Genomic DNA, 22540 nt, shown 5'->3' on the forward strand with positions numbered 1-22540 from the left:
AGCAATTCGCCCTTTTTTAATACCGTTTTATAGGATGAGCAAATACCAGTTTGAGATATGTGCCAACTCAATAGAAAGTTGTCTTGCCGCACAAGCAGGGGGAGCCGACCGTGTAGAGCTATGCGCAGGCATACCGGAAGGAGGTACCACTCCGTCTTATGGAGAAATAGCCGTTGCAAGAGAAGTTCTTGATATAAAACTCCATGTGATTATTCGCCCTCGGGGAGGTGACTTTTTATATTCACCTATCGAAATAAAAACAATGTCAGCAGACATAGAAATGGCTCGTAAAACGGGAGTTGACGGAGTTGTTTTGGGATGTCTCACGGCAACGGGAGACATAAACATGCCGGTAATGAAAGAGCTGATGAAAGCCGCCGAAGGATTGTCTGTAACTTTTCACCGTGCATTCGACGTCTGTCGCAATCCACAAAAAGCAATGGAAGAAATTATAGACTTAGGATGCGACCGGATATTGACTTCCGGCCAACAGGCAACAGCAAAAGCCGGTATCCCTTTACTAAAAGAACTCCATGCACAAGCTGACGGAAGAATCATTCTGTTGGCCGGCTGCGGAGTAAACGAAGAAAACATTGCTCATATCGCTTCGCAAACAGGTATCGAAGAATTCCATTTCTCGGCAAGAGAAAAAAGAATAAGCGAGATGCAATATCGTAACCCCACCGTCTCTATGGGAGGAACCATACAAATCGATGAATATTCCCGTCAGATAACAACAGCAGAAAGAGTCAGAAATACGATTGCAGAATTGACGATAAATGATTGGCGATAAGAGGGAATCACTCCATATAAAGAACTACACTTTATACCCTCACAAACCATGCACAACTTTCATCAACTGTTCGCCCAGACCGATTGTATATCCTTGGGATACAAAAACCACCCTGTTGAAAGTATCGGCAATGATAAATACCGGAAGCGCTGCGGAACTTGATAATTTCATCGATTCCGTTATCTGCTTCTGAATATTGCCATCTGTATCTATGCCATAGATTATAGTGGAAGGCAATCCCGGAAATTCCGTCGGCTGAAACTTCTTGTATTGTTCTTCATCCGGGAAAAGCAATACTATCTTACGTCCCCATTTCTCAAAATCCTTGCCCAATGCTGCCATATCTTTTAAAGCATGATTGGTAGGTTCCTGTCCGGCAGACAGTATACCCACTACAAAATAGCCACGACCACAAGCTTGCAGAATACTTTGCATCTGATTGTGATCGCCTACCGGACGAAAAAGTGACTCTGAATTAAAACTGCCAATTACCTGTACTTGGGTTTCACTCTCACGCATAACCAAATCCACCGTAGCATTATGATCTTTTTCTACATTAAAAAAAGAAAGATTGGCAAGTACACCCCCATTAGCCAGACGCGTTCCGGTGGTAAGCATATAATAACCGGTATCCAGCCGTGTGCCATTTTTCAATAATTGTTCCCAGGAGGTAGTACCTTCATCATAATTCAATAAGCGGAAAGTCCCCTCTTCAAACCGGGACAACGTAAAATGAGAATAGTATTTAGGATTGTCAAGCGAACGGATAGGACGATAATTGGCCCTTACAATCGCCGAAGGTGCCCAAAGTTGCTCTGTTGCTTCGAAATCCACATCGTATGTCTTGCCATTTTTCAACCGCCTGTCAGTCAAATCCTGATATTGAACCTTCCCTGTCACCTCATCTATCCAGGCAGGAATGCCCAAAGCACGTGCCAAAGCCACAAAAAAGATATCCCTGGATCTCTCGTCAGCTACGGAAGCTCTCCATACACCAACAGGAGACATGGGAATGCGTTGCGAGTTCAACTCATTGTCAATACCAATATTTTTTTTACACCAGGCTACCAACAATTGCGGATTCCTACGATAGCTTTCTGCATCGGCAGCCGGCACTGCCTCTTGAAAGAACTGCTTATACGGAGTCAGCATCTCATTGCCCACGCGCGGATTGAGAACAGACGAATAGTAATAATCTCCACCAGAAGCAACTGTAGAATAATGAAGATGATCCAACAACACTTCCGGAGATATATCACGTAAATCTTTGTCAGAGATAACACCAAGCAGTCTAAGGGCAAGATCAGCCTTTCCCTCTTTGGCAGCAACTGTGAGGAAATCAGTCAAAGTCCGGTAATTGCCTCTCGCCGCAAGCAACAACCGGATAACCGTCTGGGGATTCATGGCATATTCCCGGGCAAAAGCTCCGGCCTCTGCTTCAGTGATAAAAGTAGAAACGTAGGCATTGCGAATAGAGTCTTCCTGTGCCATACGACGATTGTTTTCGGCACGTTGCTCCGGAGTCACTTCGGGCAATCGGGTTTCTTCGGCAGGAGGAACAATATCCAAGTCCAACGAATACACATCGCCCGGTTTCTTATCCAATACAAGTGTCAGTTCTTTTTCTTTTCCAAAAGACAACTTGCCAAAACCGAAAACCTCTCCCTTAGAAGCCCACACCAGCATATCTCCCTTTCCAGCCGTCAATGAAGCCTGTCCGGAAGTATCGGTATACTTCGTTGCTACGGAATAAAACTCGGCATAGTTATACACTTTAAACTCCACTTTCGCCCCCTCCACAGGATTACCACCCGCATCGGCAACCGTGATAACCGCTTTCGCCGTAGGAGCATAGTTTTCTATGACATTGATTTCCGTATAATTGGGAGTTTCATACATGATTTCTTCCGCACCTTTATAACGTCCAAAGACTTTAGTATGCATCAACATACCACGACTCGCAGGGGCATTAAACCATCCTAAATTCAATACCGGCTCCGGCTCACAAGCTCCAAAGAAATACCATTTACCATCTGCCCAAGCTTCTACCCAAGCATGATTGTCATCGGTATGTGCCCAACGGGGAGTATATACCTGACGGGCAGGAATACCTACAGAACGAAGGGCGGCAACGGTAAAGGTAGACTCCTCACCACAACGGCCATAAGCCGTCTTAACGGAAGCAAGCGGCGAGCTGGTACGAGCATCGCTCGGACGGTAAACCACCTTTTCATGACACCAGTGATTTACCTCCAGAATGGCATCCCGCATGGAAAGATACTTGACACGCTCCTTCAATTCATTATAAAATACCCGGCGGGAATCATCCAGATTCTCATTATTCACCCGGATTGGAAGTACAAAATGCCGGAATACATCTTCGGGAATCGTTTTCCCCAAGGCATCTCACGCTGTGCCTGTTCAGTCAGACGTATATTCTCCAAATAATAATCTCCCGAATAGTCGGTAATATCACCAATAGGCATATAGGCATAAAGGAACATCAATGCTTCGCGCTCTACGGCAGTAAGCGTGGAATCCCGGAAAACACCGAACAGATCGCCGTATGGAAGTTGCAACTGCTTCATTGCAAAGTCAGCCTGTACTTGGTTACGATAAGCCTCGTCCTTCAAAAAATGCTCCTCCGTACACGAAAGAAACATAAAAAACAATAGTGAATATAGAAAATAACAACCCGATGTTTTCATACGATTCAATATAAATAAGGTATAATCAAAATCCATTCAAAGGGAACAGTACGGTAGGGATCAACAATACCAACCCCAATATAATAAACAGTAATAACAATTTCCAGAACCATTTCACCCATATTTCATAAGGTATGCGGGCTATTCCCAATGCCCCCATCAGCACGGCGGAAGTAGGTGTTATCATATTCGTAAAGCCATCTCCAAACTGATAGGCCATCACCGTAGCTTGCCGCGAAAGGCCGATTACATCGGAGAATGGCGCCATGATAGGCATGGTCAATGCCGCTTTGGCGGAACCGGAAGGTATAATCAGATTTATCAATGTCTGTATGAAATACATTACCCCCAACGAAACAAATCTCCCGGCCTCTCCCATCAACGAAGCGAGCGAATGAAGAATAGGATCGATAATATGACCGTCTTGTAATATTTGAATAATCCCACCGGCAAGGCCGACTACTATGGCAGCCGAAAGCATATCCTTTGCCCCGTCCAGAAACTGCTTGATAATCGTATCCGTCTGTTCGCTGTTGGCAAAACCGGAAAGTATCCCCATCGCCAAAAAGATAGCGGAAATCTCGGGCAGATACCAACCATGCCCCATTACACCGACAATCAAATACAGAATAGTAAAAGCAAGCAGGACAAGAATAAAAAAATGATTGGATTTACGCAACCCTAACCAACCGAAAACAGCATACAACACAGTAAGAAAAGGAACAGCATACCAACTGACGGACGATTCTCCTAACACAAACGTACTTTGAGGATAACAAACAGAAAATACAACCAATGCCATCAATACCAATACATAGACTATATACGCCGAACGTGTGGTAGCATAAGCAATCTGTTCCGACATCCCTTCTCCTCTTTTTCTCCAATAAGCATCGGCACGATACATTGGCGACTTCTCCGGATTCCTTTTAATGACAGAGGCATAACGGAGCACACAAGCTATAAGTAGGACAGTGAGCACCACCCAGCAAAACATACGATATTCAAAGCCCGAGAACAGGGGTAAATCGGAAAGTCCCTGAGCAATACCTATCGTAAAAGGATTGAGTACAGCACCGGAAAAACCTACATGAGCCGCCACATACACCATACAAAGCCCCGTGATAGAATCATACCCCATAGAAATAGCCAACGGCACAATGATAATAACGAATGCCAGCGTTTCCTCACTCATACCGAACACTGCTCCAAAAAGGCTGAACAATATGATAATCAAAGAGATTACCACATTATTAACTCCCAGCATCTTAATAAACCGATACCTCTCGAGCCCTTTCGTGAATCCTAAAAAAGAGAATATTCCGGCATCAATGGCCCGGCTGCTATTCATAATCTGAAAAGCTCCTCCCATGATTAAAAGAAAAGCGATGATGCCGGCCTGGCGTTCAAAGCCATCCAGCAAAGCACTGAACACCTGCCAAGTCTGCGGAGCCTGTTCTACCGGATGAAAAGAGTGGTCGACAATCACGGTACGCGGCACTCCATTGACCTCCACTGTCTGACGCACATATTCTCCGGCAGGGATAATCCAAGACAATACAGCACAAAGTAATATCACAGAAGAGATGATCGTGTAGGTGTGAGGAATTCGTTTCAGCATATTTCAGGTAATTGATCTGCCACAAAGTTATGTAATATATTTGTAATATTCATCCGGACATACACACTCTTTCGAGAGAAAAGAGTCTCAAAAGCATATTTTTTATGTTGTAGAACATATTTTCGTGAACTTTTTGTATCTTTGCAACGTTATTAAAGAAAACAAGATGTAAAACCCGCTCTTCAAAACGTGGAGAGCAAAAAAAGATGAAGATTATGAAAAAGAATTCAAATGAAAAGATTATGATGTTGCAGTACCGTATCAAACGTTATCATGCAATGGGAAATGGAACCATGTGCCAAACCTTGAATGGCCAACTTCAAAAACTGCTTTCAAAGCAGACTGCCATGTAAAATACACTACCTCATTATATGAATAAAGCAGAGAATCATTTACCGGTTCTCTGCTTTTTTTATATGGTATTTTACAAAACACAATTCTCACTGATCATTTGTTTTACTGAAAAGTATTCTTACTTTTGCATCCAAACTAACGAAACTCTAAATAAAAAATGACAGACATCTCAGAATTTGAAACAATTTTCCGATGCCATTATCGTCCACTCACCATGTATGCTTTGCGTTATACGGAAAACATAGATGACGCAGAAGATATTGTACAACAATCATTTATAGATATATGGGAAAGATTGTCCGGCGGAATGGCTATTGATAATTTGAAAGCTTATTTGTATACAGTAGTTCGAAATGGCAGTCTGACCCGTGTTATCCATTCCCCTCAGAAAAGTACGATTCAAGAAAACGAAATGGAAGATATCAGCGAAGAAGAACGAATCATCCGTTCAGAACGGGATGCACAATTATGGACAGCCATTGACAGACTGCCTAAAGCTCGAAAACGTATTTTCTTGCTATCAAAACGTGACGGACTCACTTATAAAGAAATAGCCGATGAGTTGGGAATATCGATCAAAACCGTCGAACACCAGATCAGTAAGGCCATTAAAACCTTACGAAATACAGCAATCAAAGTTTATTTTTTCTTTTTCTCATAAAAAAACAAAGGAAATGATGGGGGGATTTTCCTAAAAACATGTCTTACTAATAAAAGACAAACTTTCAAAACATGGAAAAGAATCCTAAATACCCCACACCGGAAGAAGAGAGTATCCGGTTCATAAGTCGTTTTTACAGTGAAGGAAAGGCCGACACTTCAGCAGCATGGAAAAAGATTACCAGAGCCATCCACAAACAACCTTCCTCCAAACGCCGTATCCCGATATACCGCATCGGTATAGCAGCGGCTATCCTTACCGGAATTATTGCAGGGATAGGTTACCACCGGATGAAAACACAGGCAGACTGGATCATAATTGCTGCACAAGCTGAAAAGCAGGAAATCGTTTTACCGGATCATAGCGCCATAACTCTATCTCCGGGAAGTTCCATCCGATACGACCGTTTGTCTTTCGGTAAAAAGGAACGATATATAGAATTAGCCGGAAAAGCATTTTTTAATGTGAATCACCTCAAAAATGTCCCTTTTCATATCAATACCCCCTTAGCTGATATACAAGTATTAGGAACACAATTCCAAGTGGTTTCCACTAAAGACAGCACAGTGACATGGATTGTTTCCGGGAAAGTCCGCTTCAGCACTTCAAGGCAGTGTACAGACCTTACACAGAATATGCGGGCCATAGTAAACCGGGAAAACGGACAAATTCAAGTCTCCGTAAAAGATCATCTGAACGAACTGGCCTGGAAAACCCACCGACTCGTTTATCAAAACACCCCGTTGCGAGAAGTAGTGGCAGATTTGGAAAAACTCTATCAAATAAAACTAAAAAATATACCTCCACAAAATCTGAAACTAACGGCAACTTTCGACACAATGGAGATTTCAGACATACTTTATATTATCAACCAAACACTCGACACGAACCTAACTATCACCATACAACAATGAAAGAATCTGTTATCTGTTTCAAATTTCTGTTGATCGTGCTGCTGAGCCTCTTGCCTACGGCAAAGGTGAAAGCAGCACCATCCGGCGAACCGCTCATCAGTCTGGAAGTTGCCAACGCCAGCCTGCAAAAGTTGTTACCCTTGTTGGAAGAGCAGGCCGGAGTTACTTTCACTTATGAATCTTCCCTGCTAAAAAATATGCCACAAATTAATATTTCTTTTTACCGGACTCCATTTTCCGAATGTATGCGTAAACTGTGTGTGCTTCTGTCTATCAGCTACAAGCAAGAAGGACATTTTATCATTCTGAAACGGACAAACATACATGAAGTTTCTACCAACGGATTACAATTCGACAGTATTCAGCATCTGCAAGAGGTCGTTATCAGTGCAACGTCTTTGCAAAAAAACTTATTGCTAAACCCACAAATGGGACAAGCCCGATTCGGCTATGAAAATATTAAAAGTACCCCTGTTCTTTTCGGAGAGGCCGATATTATAAAGATAATACAAACACAGCCGGGAGTATCGCCCGGAATAGCCGGATTTGCCGATATGTATGTACGAGGCGGCAATAACGACGAAAATCTCTATCTATTGGAAGGAAATCCACTCTATCAAGTGAACCATGCGGCAGGACTCTTCTCCGGATTCAATGTCGAAGCGATAGAAAGTACAGATTTCTATAAGTCAGCCTTTCCTGCACGCTACGGAGGCAGACTTTCCAGCGTAGTCGACATCCGGACTAAAGACGGAAATTTAAGAGAACACCACGGTAACATCATGTTGGGACTCACCTCTGGCAGCTTCAATCTGGAAGGTCCCCTTATTAAAGATAAAACTTCTTTCAATTTAAATCTACGACGCACCTGGTTTGATATACTATCGGCTCCGGCATTGGCAATCATGAATGCAACCAAACAGGACGGAGCAGATAAAACCATAGCCCGCTATGCCTTTACTGATCTCAACTTAAAACTCACACACCATTTCAACTCTCACAGCCACGCCTTTGCCGGTATTTATTTTGGTCGTGATTATCTCAAAGGAGGAAGTAAAAGTACAGACGAAAATGACAAAGAAGAAGATATCAGCCGATTACGCTGGGGAAATGTCATGGGATTTGCCGGATGGTCACATTCATTCAATTCCAGATTTTACAGCAACATCAACGTTGCCTACACCCATTACGCCTCCAAACTTCAAAGAAATCTTAAGGAACAGAATGACGAAAAACAAACCTATTACCAAACATCCAGCCTAAATGGAATAGATGATATCAGTCTACGAACCGATTTTAATTATCTACCGACAACCAACCAGCACATCCGCTTCGGAAGCCAGTATATCTATCACCGTTTCCGACCAGAATATAGCTCCGTCCGATCCTCTTCCGATGCAACCCTCAACAGAGACAATCGGAATCAGCAACTCCATGCACACGAATTAGGAATTTATGCCGAAGACGAATGGAAACTCAACAATGCAATCCGTTTAAACACCGGTCTACGTTTCAGCCTATACAAAATAAACAATAAAACATACACCAATTTAGAGCCACGCATAAGTACCGCATTCCATGTTGCCCCCCAATGGAGCATAAAAGCATCATATGCCAGAATGAATCAATATGTACATCAGATCAGCGAAAGTTACATCAATTTACCTACGGATACATGGATGCCCGTAAATAATAAATTCAAACCCTTGTGTAGCGACCAACTTTCCGCAGGAGTTTATTACACTCCAAATAAGAATTATGCTTTTTCTGCCGAAGGATATTATAAATGGTTGAACCATATTTTAGACTATAAAGACGGTTACAACTACCTGTCTTCCTTTGCCGAATGGGAAAACAAATTCACTGCCGGTAAAGGTAACACGTATGGTATAGAACTTTTTGCCCGAAAAGAAACGGGGAAAATAACCGGCTACATCGGTTACGCTCTAAGCTGGAATAACCGCCAATTCGACGAAATCAACCATGGAAAATCTTTTCCGGCCAAATTTGACAATCGCCATAAATTAAACATTGTAGCCAACTGGCAAATAAACAAAAAGGTCGAACTGAACGCATCGTGGACCTATATGACGGGAAATAGAGTGACCGTATCTTTTGAAAATCAGCAAATTCTGGGACAGGTACAAAGCCCACAAACCGGGAATATCTACCCGGGACAGTCACTGCTCCCTCACTTCCATCCGGATGAAGGAGTCGGATATTACACCACCCGAAATAATTTTCGTCTGCCGGCCTACCACCGTCTGGATTTAGGTATCAACATTTATCGTTCACTAAAGAAAGGTAGAACCGGCATATGGAACATCAGTATCTATAATGCTTATTGTTATATGGCGCCTGTAGGTATATACAAAAGATTCTGGACCCAGAATCCAATGGGATCGGGTTACTACCCGGAAAATAAATCAGATTGCTATTTTGAAACTCTCCGGCTTATACCAATAATACCATCCGTATCGTACACTTATAAATTTTAACATTATCATGAAACAGAAATATTATACATTTATTCTTTTACTTCTCAGTTTGTCATTAAGCAGTTGCTACAAAGAAATAGACTTGGATAAATACCGTACACAACCCAAAATAGTCATAAACTGTGCCATTTCACCGGATAATGTCATCATGGCCAGTGTCACACGCACCTGGTTCTATCCCGAAAGTACCCCTTACGTTAAACTTCCTCATGCCAAAGTAGATTTATACATCAACGACGAATATGTCGAACAAATGAAATGGGAACAATACAACAAAAATGACCATTCAAGCGCCTCTCCCGATTCAGTTTTCACATCGCACATCACTCCAAAAGAACAGGACAAGGTAAAAATTGTAGTTTCCGCCAAAGGCTATGAAACCGCTGTTGCCGAAGAGACAGTTCCCCGTCATGTTCCCATCCTAAAAACCGGTTATCATAATATCACCAAACGTCCTAATACGGATGTTACATATATCGATCCTGACGGCAACCTCATAGAACAATTTATTTATGAAATAGAATACGAAATCACTTTTCAAGACAAAAATGAGACATCCGACTTTTATGCGTTGACTACTTCAAGAACAAAAACATATTCCTGGGGAGAGGATTTCTATCAAAACGAACTGCAAACAACAGATCCGGTTTTATCCGAGAATATAAATATCTTGGACGGTGCTATGGGATTTGATGGTTTGGATAATCATTCTTTCCTATTCACAGACAAACAAATATCCGAGCAAACATATACACTCAAATTTAAAGAGACTTGTAAAGAAAATCCCGACGGCAGTACAATCTCAATCTATCTTTACAGCCTGTCTCAATCTTATTACCAATACATCCTGTCAATACAGAAAATATCAGGAAGTACTCTGGAGGGAGCATTGGGAAATCTTGGCTTCGGAGAACCTATCCGTGTATACAGCAATATAGAAGGGGGAAGCGGCATTTTAGGTGCCTGCAATATATCTGTTCAAAAAACAACTATCCACTACAAAGAGCCATAGACTTTGACCGATCACTCCCAATCACTGAACTCAAAACTCAGTTGTTCCCAAGCACCATGCTCCTCTGCTTCTTCCTTCGGATTGGAAACAGAAAGCCCAATCAGACGGATCGGATGATGTTCGTAGTCCACCTCTTTCAACAGTTGTTTGGCCAAAGGAAGTATTTTATCCAAAACCGTTAATTCCTGTGCTTGAGTGATGCTACGTGTAATCTGACTAAAATCATGAAATTTGATCTTTAATGTCAGTGTATTCCCTTTAAAATCTTTCCGGTTCAAACGTTCGACCAACTCTACCGCCACATGATACAATTCTATAATAACAGAGGAATGCAAAGAGATATCTTTTTCCAAAGTTCGTTCACAACCGATCGATTTACGTATACGGACAGCTTCTACCGGACGCAGATCCACACCGCGGGCAAAATCATAATACAATGCCCCCACTTTGCCAAACTGCCGTACCAACATATCCAATGAGCACATACGCAGTTGCAATCCGTTATGAATCCCCAATGTATGCATTTTTTTTGCCGTTACCGGTCCTACTCCCCAAAATGATTCGATAGGCAAAGCACCGATAAAGTTCATAGCCTGATCCGGATGGATGGTACAAAGCCCGTCGGGCTTACGATAGTCCGAAGCTATTTTAGCCAGGAATTTATTATAGGATACACCTGCAGAGGCTACCAGATTCAGTTCGCCACGAATACGTTTTTTGATCTCTTTCGCTATATCCACAGCCAAAAAGATACCTGCCTTGTTCTCTGTAACGTCCAGAAAAGCCTCATCCAAAGAGAGCGGTTCGATGATATCCGTATACTCGTGAAATATTTCATGTATCCGGCGTGATACGGATTTATATACCTCCATTCGTCCGGGAACAAAAATCAAATGAGGACACAAACGCTTCGCCTTTTGCGACGACATAGCCGAACGTACTCCATACCGGCGCGCCTCATAACTGGCTGCGGCAACTACTCCCCGCTCTTCAGCATGTCCTACAGCAAGAGGTTTACCACGTAATTCCGGATTGTCCCGTTGCTCTACAGAAGCATAAAATGCATCCATATCAATATGTATGATCTTTCGTTCCATGATCTTGATTCAAGAGTCAAATATAAGGAAATGCAGGTATACACGGCAAGCATTTATTCACAAATTTCGATAATAGAAACAAAAAAATCCGCATGCCGGTCATGCGGATTTCTTTCTCATTATCCTCCTTTCCTTACAAACTATTCACAAACTTCCTGGGAGATTCTCCATAATATTTCTTAAATACCTCCCGAAAATATTTCGGATCACTAAATCCGGTAAGCTCGGCTACTTCCGTCACCGTATACTTCTTGCTTATCAGTAAAACCAGTGCTCTGTTCAGCCTTACGGTACGAATATAATCGGCCGGTGCCTGATTGGTAACCAACTTTATTTTTGCATAAAAGCCGGAGCGGCTCATATTCATCTCCGCACTGAGCATATCGATATTAAAATCCGGATTAGAAAGATTCTCCTCAATCAATTTGCGTACCTTGCCAATAAAGTCCTGTTCGTCTCCCGGCAACGTATTTTCAATGTCCGGCCCTAACATGTCCTCAGCCCCCAATACCAGTTTGATGTATCTTTTCCTTATAATACCCCGGTTAAATATCAAGTTGTCTACTTCGGCCCGCAGACGGGAGATGTCAAGAGGCAACGTCAGACAGCAGTCGGCTATCCGATGACTGTCGTTCCCTATATTTACGGGGTCTTTCAACAATACAACGGGGATATGAGCGGTTTTTACATCCGATTTAACTTGCAGACAAAGCGCTTCTCCCGACAAATTCGTAAAGGTACTGGCCAGTAGAATAACATCCGGCTGTTCTTTAACTATTGTTTCACAAGCAGACTCCGCCTCGGATACGGCACAAATATTATACTCCCCTGATAAAACCTGTATCAGGAAAGAACGTAATTCTTCATTTTCTTCAACCAGCAGAATGGTATTTTTTTCTTTCAACTTCTTTTGGGAAAAATTTTCCGAAGTTAAAGCACGCTTTATAGAAGAGAATGTACCGTCTTTTTCATGGTTCTTATCGACAGGCTGTGACCGAAACAACGAAGTTCCCGGCAGTAGTTCCGGCAACTTTGAGAAAGACTTAAGAATGATAGGAAAAATCAAAATGACAGAGATACATCCATTTTTCTTTGAAGAAAAGACAACTTTTCCTTTATGTAATTGTATTAATCTCCGGATTAACAACCAACTTGCTACACCTAATGAATTGGTACCGGTTCCTTTTTTGCTGAATAGAGTTTTTTTTTAACACAACCACCATCAGAAAATTCCAGTTTCATCTCCCAACTTCGGGAAGTATAGGCAGTGGTCAATTCAATTTCTTCCCCATCGTCCACATTATCCACGATTATTTCCAACATTCCTCTTATGATAGCCGTCATTTTCTCTTTATCAATCCAGACGCGCAGAAAACCGGGAGTACCATCCCAATGCAATTCTACGTTTTTCTGTTCTATTACCGGAGTTAACTGTTCTATGGTTTCATTCAAAAACATAGTCAGCTCCGTTTCCAGTAAGAAAAGTTTCTTAGGATGCGATGAAATACGCCCTATGGTAACTAAGTTAGTAAACATATAATCTATTCCCTTCACTTGCTGCAAGATGTCTTTAAATGTGTCAGAAGAATACTTTTGATATAAATTCTCCAACGGGCTCTTTATCAATGTCAAAGGCATACATATATCTTTGGCGGCATTGATAAAAACCTTTATAGTCTCGTGTGACAGATTCCTGTCTCTCCAAATCAATATGAACCGTACTGACAATATTCCAAGCAATACGACAACAATACCGTAAAACAAAAAAGCCCCTTTTGTTTGCCACAAAGGAGGATGTATGATTATTTGCATGTTTCTTTGTGCAATAGGATTACCATTTCTTACAGACAGGGCACGTACGGATACAAGATGTTTTCCCGAACTAAGATTTGAAAAATGAATAAGGTTCTTTGAAGTAGGCGTAGTCCATGCCTGGTTATTCAATTTCCATGAATACACAATACCCTCCGGTGCATCATAATTGATAGAAGTGGCAGTGAAAGAAAAAGTGTTCTGATTATGATTCAATTTCAGAATTCCAGTATAATTGATAGATAACTGTAAAGGAGACTTCTCTGAGGAAACCGTTACAGGCTGATGGAATACACTGAAATTATCCAGATATATGCACGGATGATTCCTATACAAAGTTTGAAGCGTATGTTTACCAAATCGGAATACCCCGTCGGACGTGCCCAACATAAAAGTTCCGTCGTCCAATAAAACACCGGAAGTCAGATAACCGTTCACACTGGATGAAAGCCAATGAAACTGTTTGGTATCCGGAATAAAGCTATAAAGAATTTTATCCGTACCGACCAACAACTTTTCCTTATCCGGCAAAATGAAAGAAATATTACGAATATCCCCGGATGTCTGTAATTTCGCTTCTTTTTGTCCCGGTGTTACTACAAACATCCCATACCCCCGGGTACCAATATACAAACCACTTTTCTCCTCATACAAAGCACATACAGGAACCCTGTGATATCCGGAAAATCCGATCGGCTTCAATGTGGTATCTTTCACATTAAAAAGCGATAATCCGGCATCCGTACCAACCCATATGTTGTCAGCATCCTTCCGAAGCAAAACATTGACAAAAGGAATATCGGCATACCTACTTCCGGTTTTCATCTTATCCTTGCTAATGATAAACAGTCCATGCATATAATTGCCCGCACAAATCTTTCCCGGAGATATTTCACAAAGAGAAGTATATTGCTTACAAGATAAATCGGAAGCCACATGTCTCCATTTTCCCGTTCGCGAAAAATAACAGGAAATACCATTATCCGTAGCAAACCAGATATCTCCTTCCGAATCTTTCAACAATGCATTTACCCGATCGTTGATAAGTGACTGTTCATCTCCCGACACATGTTTATACCATCCATGTTCCTCCAAATCGAGACCATCTACCATACTGACCCCGTCCGGAAAATCAGCTACCCATATACGTTGATGCTCATCCACAAATAAATCGGAAATCCGGTTGCTGCGAATCGATCCCCCTTTCTCAGAATCAGCATTCAGAAAGGAGGAAATCTGATAATTATCCATATTCAGACAATAGACACCAATTCCTTCGGTAGCAATCAGCACTTTTCCATCCCTATACTTTTTCAAGGAGGAGACCCGGTGTCCTTTCCAATCGCTTCGCGCATGCAACAACTGTTTCGTAGAACAATCATATACCTCCATTCCAGCCGAACGGTCGGCAAGAACAAGACGATGAACTTCCGGAACATAAAGCATCTTATAAACCTGCGTACATTCACTGAACAAATCAGAAGAGACGTTGATCGGAGTATCACCGGAAGAGACAAAAGAATAAACTCCTGTTTCGGAAGCTAAATAATATTTCCCGTCTCCCACAGATAGTAATCCGGAAATATTTCCAAAAACATGCTGCATCCGATGTAACTTTCCTGTCGGCAAATGAAAAATGTATAGCTCCTTATTACTACCTAACCACGCATTATCTCCATCATCCATACAAAGGAAAGAGAAAGTCCCCCTAACTTTCTCTTTTAAATCAATGTACTTTTCAAACCGATCGCAGAGACGATTGTATAACCATATATTCCCATCTTCGCTAAACAGCCACAATTCATTCTTACTATCCGTACATAAATTATAAGAGTACAGACACGAGCGAACAGAATCATTACCCCAATTTAAATCATACCGCTTCAGGTGTGTACCGTCATAGCGGTTTATTCCATCGTAAGTCAAAAACCACATATATCCGCACAGATCTTTCTGTATTTTGAGAACAGACCGGTTATCCGTTTCGGTACCTCCCGAAACATGCTTACAGATGGCTGCATGACACAATATGCCTTGTATCATCATAATGATGAATAAAATATATCTCATTGTTTGTATAATTTTAAAATAAGAAAGTCACTTGTAAGAATACCACACAGAAAGAATGAGGGGGGAAAAACAGCCCTATCCATACACAATGGGTAGGTGATCTGATTCTTTGTGTCTCCGTCATACGCGCTAACATACAATCATACATGGTATAGGAAAACAATCAAAGAAGCCAATTGAATCATCATACACTAATTATTAATCAACTCATAAATACAAAATACGAATTTAGCGATTACATATTATCAACAGACTTATAGACTAACGAATTTAGCTTTTGAATTGTTTAGCAGAATAGCAAAGATGAACAAAAAAGAAGCTACAACATTCACACCACCGACAAAAACAATAAAAGCCACTTCCAATATTATATTGAAGTGGCTTTTATTATCTCCGGTGGACCTGGAGGGAATCGAACCCTCGTCCAAACGAGGAAATCATAAGCTTTCTACATGCTTATCTTTGCCTAATTTTTCGTGTAACGGCAGAACCAAAGCCATCAACCATTACCTTATCCTCTTAATTTTCACCAAAAGTGCGAGGCCACTTTAGGCTATCCCCGATGTAACTGCACCACTGGATCGGAATACTTCGGAGCAACAGCTTCCGAGTGATGTCTCGTCCTGGCACCTTGTGCCTGGATTAAGCTAATCTACTATGATTCGATTAAGCAGCAAGAGCGTAATTAGTTTCGCCAGATAAAATTTTGAGGACTGAGATTTAAGTGCCAATCAACGACGCACTGCATGCTTACTCACCATTTCTGCCCGCTGTCAAATCCAGTCAAGCCCAAATTATGATTTTGCAAAGATAAAACTTCTTTTGCTATGTTGTGCAATGTATTCACAAATATTATCAATAGCAGGAATAATAAGACAATATGCAAATAGGTTAATGTGCCAATTGCCATATGACATATCAGCACAACCTATCGGCACATTATTAAATTAAAAAGTCAGTGGAAAAAGGGGAAATATTCTCAAAGAGAACTATCTTTGTGGCATTATTTTTATTCTTTGACGCAGTACTTTATTGGATGCATAATGTATTGTAAAAAAGCTAAAGCTCAACAATAGAATAAGTTGTCAAATTCAATAATCATGAAAAAGAAATCGACCATTTCAATTCTTACATTACTATGCCTTTTTGTTCTGACAGGCTGCGTATCTAATAAAAAAACTTCTTTAGAAGCATTCAAACAGGATGTATATACGCCTGAATATGCCACCGGATTCAAGATACTGGGTGCAGATAACAGTGCCAGTACTCTGATACAAATCTCTAATCCGTGGCAAGGTGCCAAGAATGTAGAAATGTCCTATTTCATTTCGCGCAATGGCGAACAGGCCCCAACCGGATTTACCGGCCCGGTGATTCGTGCCGGCGCCAAACGTATTGTGTGTATGTCTTCTTCCTACATTGCCATGCTCGATGCCATAGAACAGACAGACCGGATTGTGGGAGTATCAGGCATCGACTATGTATCGAATCCCTATGTCCTTGCACATAAAGAATCGATCAGGGATATGGGTGCTGAAATGAATTACGAACTATTAATCGGACTGAAACCGGACGTCGTTTTGCTTTACGGCATCGGAGATGCCCAAACTTCGGTAACGGACAAAATGAGGGAACTTTCGATTCCTTACATGTATGTAGGAGAATATCTGGAAGAATCGCCACTGGGCAAAGCCGAATGGTTAATCGCACTATCCGAACTCACAGACAGCCGGGAAAAAGGGATCGAAGTATTCCGTGAAATTCCGAGACGCTATCAAGCGCTGAAAACTCTCACAGAGTCTGTTGAACAACGTCCTACGGTCATGTTCAATACCCCGTGGAACGACAGTTGGGTAATGCCTTCAACTCAAAGTTATATGGCGCAATTGGTTGCCGATGCAGGAGCAGACTACATTTATAAAGAGAATGTTTCTAACAGCTCGACACCTATCGGACTGGAAACAGCCTACGAACTGATACAGAAAGCAGACTACTGGATCAACGTCGGTGTTGCCTCCACGCTGGATGAACTGAAAGCGGTCAACCCTAAATTCGCAGATGCAAAAGCCGTACGTGAAAAAACAGTCTATAACAACAATCTGCGACTGACTCCCACAGGAGGAAACGATTATTGGGAATCGGCTGTCGTACGTCCCGATGTAGTTTTACGCGATCTGATCCATATCTTCCATCCCGAACTTGTAACCGATTCACTCTATTACTACCGACACCTGGAATGAGACAAACCCGTAAACGCAATGTTCTTTTATTTACCACATTAGGAATTGTTGCCGTACTGTTACTACTGACAGATATGGCAACAGGAGATGCTTATATTCCTATCTCTAAAATAGGGGCGGTACTGACCGGAGGTGAATGCGATGAAATGACACGCAACATTCTCCTCTCTATCCGGTTTATACGGGTAGTAGTGGCGGCACTGATAGGTATTTCCCTATCCGTTAGCGGTTTGCAGATGCAGACCGTTTTCCAGAACCCACTGGCCGATCCCTATCTGTTAGGAGTCAGTTCCGGGGCAGGATTGGGAGTAGCCCTGTTCATATTAGGAGCTCCATTATTGGGATGGTCGGAATTTCCATTACTTCAATCGATGGGAATCGTAGGCTCCGGATGGATAGGAACTGCCGTTATCTTACTGGGAGTGGCCATCATCAGTCGGAAAGTAAAAAACATTCTCGGTGTCCTCATTATGGGAGTAATGATCGGCTATGTAGCAGGTGCCATTATTCAGATTCTGCAATATCTGAGTTCCGCCGAACAACTCAAGATGTTCACATTGTGGTCGATGGGATCACTCAGCCATATCACAACGACTCAGTTAGGAATCATGATCCCTATCGTATGTATCGGTCTGCTGATTTCCATCTCCTGCATCAAATCACTGAACTTATTATTGCTCGGAGAGAATTATGCGCGTACAATGGGAATGAATATCAAACGTTCGCGTACCCTTATCTTTGTATCCACCGCACTACTGACAGGAACCGTCACCGCTTTTTGCGGACCGGTAGGTTTCATCGGGCTGGCAGTGCCACACATCACCCGATTGATATTCAATAATGCCGATCACCGGATACTCATTCCCGGCACAATGTTAACAGGATTAATCGGTATGTTGCTTTGCGATATTATTGCTAAAAAATTTCTATTACCGGTCAATTGTATCACCGCTTTATTGGGAGTTCCGGTTATTTTATGGGTAATCGCTAAAAATCTGCGTATAATCAAATGATTCAACTCAAAGAATTGACATTAGGATACGGGCAACGAATCTTGTTGGATAAAGTTTCTGCCCGGATAACAGGGGGGCAACTCGTTGCGCTGTTAGGACGTAACGGAACAGGAAAAAGTACCCTGCTCCGTGCTATAATGGGACTGGAAAAACCGCAAACCGGAGAAATCGTGCTACAAGGAAAGAATATCGCTTCACTGAAACCGGAAAAGCTGGCCCGGAATATCAGCTTTGTAACAACTGATAAAGTACGCATCGCCAATCTGCGTTGCGAAGATGTCGTTGCATTGGGACGCGCTCCCTACACCAACTGGATCGGGCAATTACAACCGGCAGACCAGGAGCGCGTAGACAAAGCCATGCAACTGGTAGGCATGTCCGGATATGCCGATAAAACAATGGATAAGATGTCCGATGGTGAATGCCAGCGTATCATGATCGCACGTGCGTTGGCACAGGACACTCCTGTCGTCCTCCTTGATGAACCGACTGCTTTTTTGGATCTGCCCAACCGCTACGAACTTTGCCTGTTGCTTAAAAAGTTGGCACAAGAAGAGGGAAAATGTATTCTCTTCTCCACGCACGACTTGGACATTGCTCTGTCTCTCTGCGACTTTATCATGCTGATAGATAATCCGCAACTATATAGCCTGCCTACCCCGGAAATGGTGACCAGCGGGCATATAGAAAGGCTTTTCCGAAACAAATCCGTCACATTCGATGCACGGGAGATGAGAGTCCGAATCAAATAAGTACAAGTAATCATACGGTAAATCATACTGAGACGAAGCTCACTTTCAGACCTCTTGGATATTTTCACTCCCGTTTATGGACAATTTTATCCATCTTTTCTCACAAAGATGCATTATCTTTGACACTCAGAACATAATTAATAAAAAGATACCATGAAAAGACTAATCATCGCAACCCTTTTATTAGGAAGTATCTCGCCGCTACCGGCACAAAAATCAATGAAAATACCGGCCGTATACAAACCTGTGAAAACCGAAATGTATAAAAAAGGCTGGATCGATTTTAATAAAAACGGAATAAAAGACATATACGAAGATCCGACTGCCCCGATAGATGCACGCATCGAGGACCTGCTCAGTCAGATGAATCTGAACGAAAAGACCTGCCAGATGGTGACTCTTTACGGATATAAGCGGGTATTGAAAGACGATCTGCCTACTCCCGAATGGAAGCAGATGTTGTGGAAAGACGGCATGGGTGCCATCGACGAACATCTGAATGGTTTTCAACAATGGGGGTTGCCGCCATCGGACAATGAATATGTATGGCCTGCTTCCCGTCACGCCTGGGCACTGAATGAAGTACAACGCTTTTTTGTAGAAGAAACCCGTCTGGGAATACCGGTGGATTTCACCAACGAAGGTATCCGGGGAGTGGAAAGCTACAAAGCAACCAATTTCCCGACACAACTCGGTTTGGGACATACCTGGAACCGTAAGTTGATTCATCAGATAGGACTCATCACCGGCCGTGAAGCCCGAATGTTAGGATATACCAACGTATATGCTCCCATCTTGGATGTAGGGCGTGATCAGCGTTGGGGACGTTATGAAGAAGTATATGGTGAATCACCTTATCTTGTTGCCGAATTAGGCATCGAAATGGTTCGGGGCATGCAACACAACCATCAAGTTGCCGCTACGGGAAAACATTTCATCGCTTACAGCAACAACAAGGGTGCCCGTGAAGGGATGGCGCGTGTAGATCCGCAAATGTCACCTCGCGAAGTAGAAATGATTCATGTATATCCCTTCAAACGGGTGATACAGGAAGCCGGATTGTTAGGAGTGATGAGTTCGTACAACGACTATGACGGATTCCCGATACAAAACAGTTATTATTGGCTGACAACACGCCTGCGCGGTCAAATGGGCTTTCGCGGATATGTAGTTTCCGACAGTGATGCCGTAGAATATCTCTACACCAAACACGGCACAGCCAAAGATATGAAAGAAGCCGTGCGTCAAAGTGTGGAAGCCGGACTGAATGTACGCTGTACTTTCCGCTCACCGGACTCTTATGTACTGCCACTACGCGAACTTGTACAGGAAGGCGGATTAAGCGAAGAAGTCATCAACGACCGTGTACGCGACATCCTGCGTGTGAAGTTCCTTGTCGGATTGTTCGACGCTCCTTATCAGACGGACTTGAAAGGAGCAGATGACGAAGTAGAAAAAGAAGAGAATGAAGCGGTAGCTTTACAGGCCTCCCGCGAATCGATTGTCTTGTTGAAAAATGAAAACAACACCCTTCCATTGGATATAACTTCTGTGAAGAAGATTGCAGTTTGCGGTCCGAATGCAGCAGAGAAAGCATATGCACTGACCCATTACGGCCCATTGGCAGTAGAGGTTACTACGGTAGTAGACGGACTTCGCGAAAAGCTGAACGGAAAAGCGGAAGTGCTCTATACCAAAGGTTGTGATCTGGTAGATGCCCACTGGCCGGAGTCGGAAATCATCGATTATCCACTAAGCAAGGATGAACAGTCGGAAATTGATAAAGCCGTGGCCCAAGCCCAAGAGGCAGATGTAGCCGTAGTAGTGCTGGGAGGAGGACAAAGAACTTGTGGAGAGAATAAATCGCGCAGCAGCCTCGACCTTCCGGGACGCCAGTTGGATCTGCTGAAAGCAGTACAAGCCACAGGAAAACCAGTGATATTGGTACTCATCAACGGCCGGCCGTTGTCTGTAAACTGGGCGGATAAATTTGTACCGGCCATTCTGGAAGCCTGGTATCCGGGATCTAAGGGAGGAACGGCGATTGCCGATGTACTGTTCGGTGATTACAATCCGGGAGGTAAACTCACGGTGACTTTCCCAAAGAGTGTAGGACAAATACCGTTTAATTTCCCTCATAAACCTTCTTCACAAATCGACGGTGGAAAAAATCCGGGAACCAAAGGAGATATGTCACGCGTCAACGGTGCTCTTTACCCTTTCGGATACGGTTTAAGCTATACCACATTCGAATATTCGGATATAAACATCTCTCCCAAAGTAATTACTCCCAATCAAAAGGTACAGGTACGCTGCAAAGTTACCAATACAGGCAAACGTGCAGGAGATGAAGTGGTTCAGCTTTATGTACGCGATCTTCTCAGCAGTGTCACAACATACGAAAAGAATCTCGAAGGCTTCGAACGCATTCATCTACAACCGGGTGAAACAAAAGAGGTATCCTTTACCCTCGACCGGAAAGCACTGGAACTTCTGAATGCGAAAAATGACTGGGTAGTAGAACCCGGAGATTTCAGTATCATGTTGGGAGCCTCCTCAGAAGATATCCGGCTAACCGGTACATTGACCGTAAAAGAGCACGGAAGCATCGACATGGAAAAAGCAAAAACAGACAATCCCGTCAGTGCCAGCACCAATATGGAGATGACCGGCAATACGCTTGATCATAATTTATCCACCTCTTGGGAGGGAAATAAAGGAGATTATATTACCTTTGCCTTAGAGAACGGAGCCAAAGTGGACGGACTTTCCATCGCTTTCAGCCGTGAAAACGGACTCCCGGCAGAATTCGAAATTCAACTTTCGGGTGGTGGAGGACAGTTCCTCACTGTGTATTCCGGAACAGTCAATGAATACAACAAACTGCTCCCGTTCCGCTTTAAAGGAACCACCGCCAGCGACCTGCGTATTGTATTGGGCAGTGACCGGGTAGGTATCTCCGAAGTGAAACTGGAACAATTGAAAAAGAAATAAT

Annotated in this window: 14 protein-coding genes, 1 other RNA gene and 1 pseudogene; 10 read left to right on the forward strand and 6 right to left on the reverse strand. The window is 42.7% G+C overall.

Going from position 1 to position 22540, the window contains the following annotated elements; all coding sequences use genetic code 11:
• The first annotated feature begins 34 nt into the window (after positions 1-34).
• On the forward strand, positions 35-793 hold the full coding sequence (locus tag HMPREF1532_RS03255; protein WP_005924757.1) for a copper homeostasis protein CutC: 759 nt from the start codon (positions 35-37) through the stop codon (positions 791-793).
• Positions 794-832: 39 nt separating this feature from the next.
• Here the strand turns inward: HMPREF1532_RS03255 and HMPREF1532_RS03260 are convergent.
• Positions 833-3501 (reverse strand): annotated as a pseudogene (locus HMPREF1532_RS03260) (transglutaminase domain-containing protein).
• Positions 3502-3526: 25 nt separating this feature from the next.
• Entirely contained in the window at positions 3527-5122 is a 1596-nt protein-coding gene (locus HMPREF1532_RS03265) for a YfcC family protein (protein WP_005924765.1), read from the reverse strand.
• A gap of 215 nt (positions 5123-5337) precedes the next feature.
• On the opposite strand from HMPREF1532_RS03265, the gene HMPREF1532_RS21470 reads away from it, so the two are divergent.
• The 5 genes from HMPREF1532_RS21470 to HMPREF1532_RS03285 all read left to right on the forward strand — a co-directional run bounded on the left by HMPREF1532_RS21470 (position 5338) and on the right by HMPREF1532_RS03285 (position 10561).
• Positions 5338-5475 carry a hypothetical protein gene (locus HMPREF1532_RS21470; protein ID WP_005924766.1) on the forward strand — a complete coding sequence of 46 codons (138 nt, stop codon included), beginning with the start codon at positions 5338-5340 and terminating at the stop codon, positions 5473-5475.
• Between the two features lie 158 nt (positions 5476-5633).
• Entirely contained in the window at positions 5634-6137 is a 504-nt protein-coding gene (locus HMPREF1532_RS03270) for an RNA polymerase sigma-70 factor (protein WP_005924768.1), read from the forward strand.
• A 71-nt stretch (positions 6138-6208) separates the two neighbouring features.
• Positions 6209-7051, forward strand: coding sequence for a FecR family protein (locus HMPREF1532_RS03275; protein ID WP_005924770.1), 843 nt, complete (start codon positions 6209-6211; stop codon positions 7049-7051).
• Entirely contained in the window at positions 7048-9549 is a 2502-nt protein-coding gene (locus HMPREF1532_RS03280) for a TonB-dependent receptor domain-containing protein (RefSeq protein ID WP_005924771.1), read from the forward strand. Before HMPREF1532_RS03275 ends, HMPREF1532_RS03280 begins: the two co-directional genes overlap by 4 nt.
• Before the next feature lie 7 nt (positions 9550-9556).
• On the forward strand, positions 9557-10561 hold the full coding sequence (locus HMPREF1532_RS03285; RefSeq protein ID WP_005924773.1) for a DUF4249 domain-containing protein: 1005 nt from the start codon (positions 9557-9559) through the stop codon (positions 10559-10561).
• Between the two features lie 11 nt (positions 10562-10572).
• On the opposite strand, the gene dinB is transcribed toward HMPREF1532_RS03285, so the two are convergent.
• The 4 genes from dinB to ssrA all read right to left on the reverse strand — a co-directional run bounded on the left by dinB (position 10573) and on the right by ssrA (position 16331).
• A complete protein-coding gene (gene dinB / locus HMPREF1532_RS03290; protein ID WP_025819683.1) occupies positions 10573-11661 on the reverse strand; it encodes a DNA polymerase IV in 1089 nt (362 codons plus the stop codon).
• A 130-nt stretch (positions 11662-11791) separates the two neighbouring features.
• Complete coding sequence (locus tag HMPREF1532_RS03295; protein ID WP_005924777.1) at positions 11792-12688, reverse strand: response regulator transcription factor; 897 nt, start codon at positions 12686-12688, stop codon at positions 11792-11794.
• 131 nt (positions 12689-12819) lie between these two features.
• Entirely contained in the window at positions 12820-15540 is a 2721-nt protein-coding gene (locus HMPREF1532_RS03300; protein WP_005924778.1) for a ligand-binding sensor domain-containing protein, read from the reverse strand.
• A 394-nt stretch (positions 15541-15934) separates the two neighbouring features.
• Positions 15935-16331, reverse strand: a transfer-messenger RNA (tmRNA) gene (ssrA, locus tag HMPREF1532_RS20745).
• 309 nt (positions 16332-16640) lie between these two features.
• Between ssrA and HMPREF1532_RS03305 the strand changes: the two genes are divergently transcribed.
• The 4 genes from HMPREF1532_RS03305 to HMPREF1532_RS03320 all read left to right on the forward strand — a co-directional run bounded on the left by HMPREF1532_RS03305 (position 16641) and on the right by HMPREF1532_RS03320 (position 22539).
• The gene (locus tag HMPREF1532_RS03305; protein WP_005924782.1) at positions 16641-17780 is read left to right on the forward strand and encodes an ABC transporter substrate-binding protein; all 1140 of its coding nucleotides are present in this window, start codon (positions 16641-16643) and stop codon (positions 17778-17780) included.
• Positions 17777-18793 (forward strand): FecCD family ABC transporter permease, encoded by a 1017-nt coding sequence (locus HMPREF1532_RS03310; protein ID WP_005924785.1) that lies wholly within the window; start codon positions 17777-17779, stop codon positions 18791-18793. Before HMPREF1532_RS03305 ends, HMPREF1532_RS03310 begins: the two co-directional genes overlap by 4 nt.
• Positions 18790-19545, forward strand: a complete 756-nt coding sequence (locus HMPREF1532_RS03315; RefSeq protein ID WP_005924789.1) for an ABC transporter ATP-binding protein — start codon at positions 18790-18792, stop codon at positions 19543-19545. Before HMPREF1532_RS03310 ends, HMPREF1532_RS03315 begins: the two co-directional genes overlap by 4 nt.
• A 153-nt stretch (positions 19546-19698) precedes the next feature.
• Positions 19699-22539 (forward strand): glycoside hydrolase family 3 C-terminal domain-containing protein, encoded by a 2841-nt coding sequence (locus HMPREF1532_RS03320; RefSeq protein WP_005924793.1) that lies wholly within the window; start codon positions 19699-19701, stop codon positions 22537-22539.
• Position 22540: the final 1 nt, after the last annotated feature.

The organism is Bacteroides salyersiae WAL 10018 = DSM 18765 = JCM 12988 (assembly GCF_000381365.1).
GTDB lineage: Bacteria > Bacteroidota > Bacteroidia > Bacteroidales > Bacteroidaceae > Bacteroides > Bacteroides salyersiae.

Bases quoted from the DNA above. Each gene is read 5' to 3' on its own strand.
- HMPREF1532_RS03270 (WP_005924768.1), top strand. From the start codon at position 5,634: ATGACAGACATCTCAGAATTTGAAACAATTTTCCGATGCCATTATCGT.
- HMPREF1532_RS03255 (WP_005924757.1), top strand. From the start codon at position 35: ATGAGCAAATACCAGTTTGAGATATGTGCCAACTCAATAGAAAGTTGT.
- HMPREF1532_RS03300 (WP_005924778.1), bottom strand. From the start codon at position 15,540: ATGAGATATATTTTATTCATCATTATGATGATACAAGGCATATTGTGT.
- HMPREF1532_RS03315 (WP_005924789.1), top strand. From the start codon at position 18,790: ATGATTCAACTCAAAGAATTGACATTAGGATACGGGCAACGAATCTTG.
- HMPREF1532_RS21470 (WP_005924766.1), top strand. From the start codon at position 5,338: ATGAAAAAGAATTCAAATGAAAAGATTATGATGTTGCAGTACCGTATC.
- HMPREF1532_RS03305 (WP_005924782.1), top strand. From the start codon at position 16,641: ATGAAAAAGAAATCGACCATTTCAATTCTTACATTACTATGCCTTTTT.
- HMPREF1532_RS03310 (WP_005924785.1), top strand. From the start codon at position 17,777: ATGAGACAAACCCGTAAACGCAATGTTCTTTTATTTACCACATTAGGA.
- HMPREF1532_RS03265 (WP_005924765.1), bottom strand. From the start codon at position 5,122: ATGCTGAAACGAATTCCTCACACCTACACGATCATCTCTTCTGTGATA.
- HMPREF1532_RS03285 (WP_005924773.1), top strand. From the start codon at position 9,557: ATGAAACAGAAATATTATACATTTATTCTTTTACTTCTCAGTTTGTCA.
- HMPREF1532_RS03280 (WP_005924771.1), top strand. From the start codon at position 7,048: ATGAAAGAATCTGTTATCTGTTTCAAATTTCTGTTGATCGTGCTGCTG.
- HMPREF1532_RS03275 (WP_005924770.1), top strand. From the start codon at position 6,209: ATGGAAAAGAATCCTAAATACCCCACACCGGAAGAAGAGAGTATCCGG.
- HMPREF1532_RS03320 (WP_005924793.1), top strand. From the start codon at position 19,699: ATGAAAAGACTAATCATCGCAACCCTTTTATTAGGAAGTATCTCGCCG.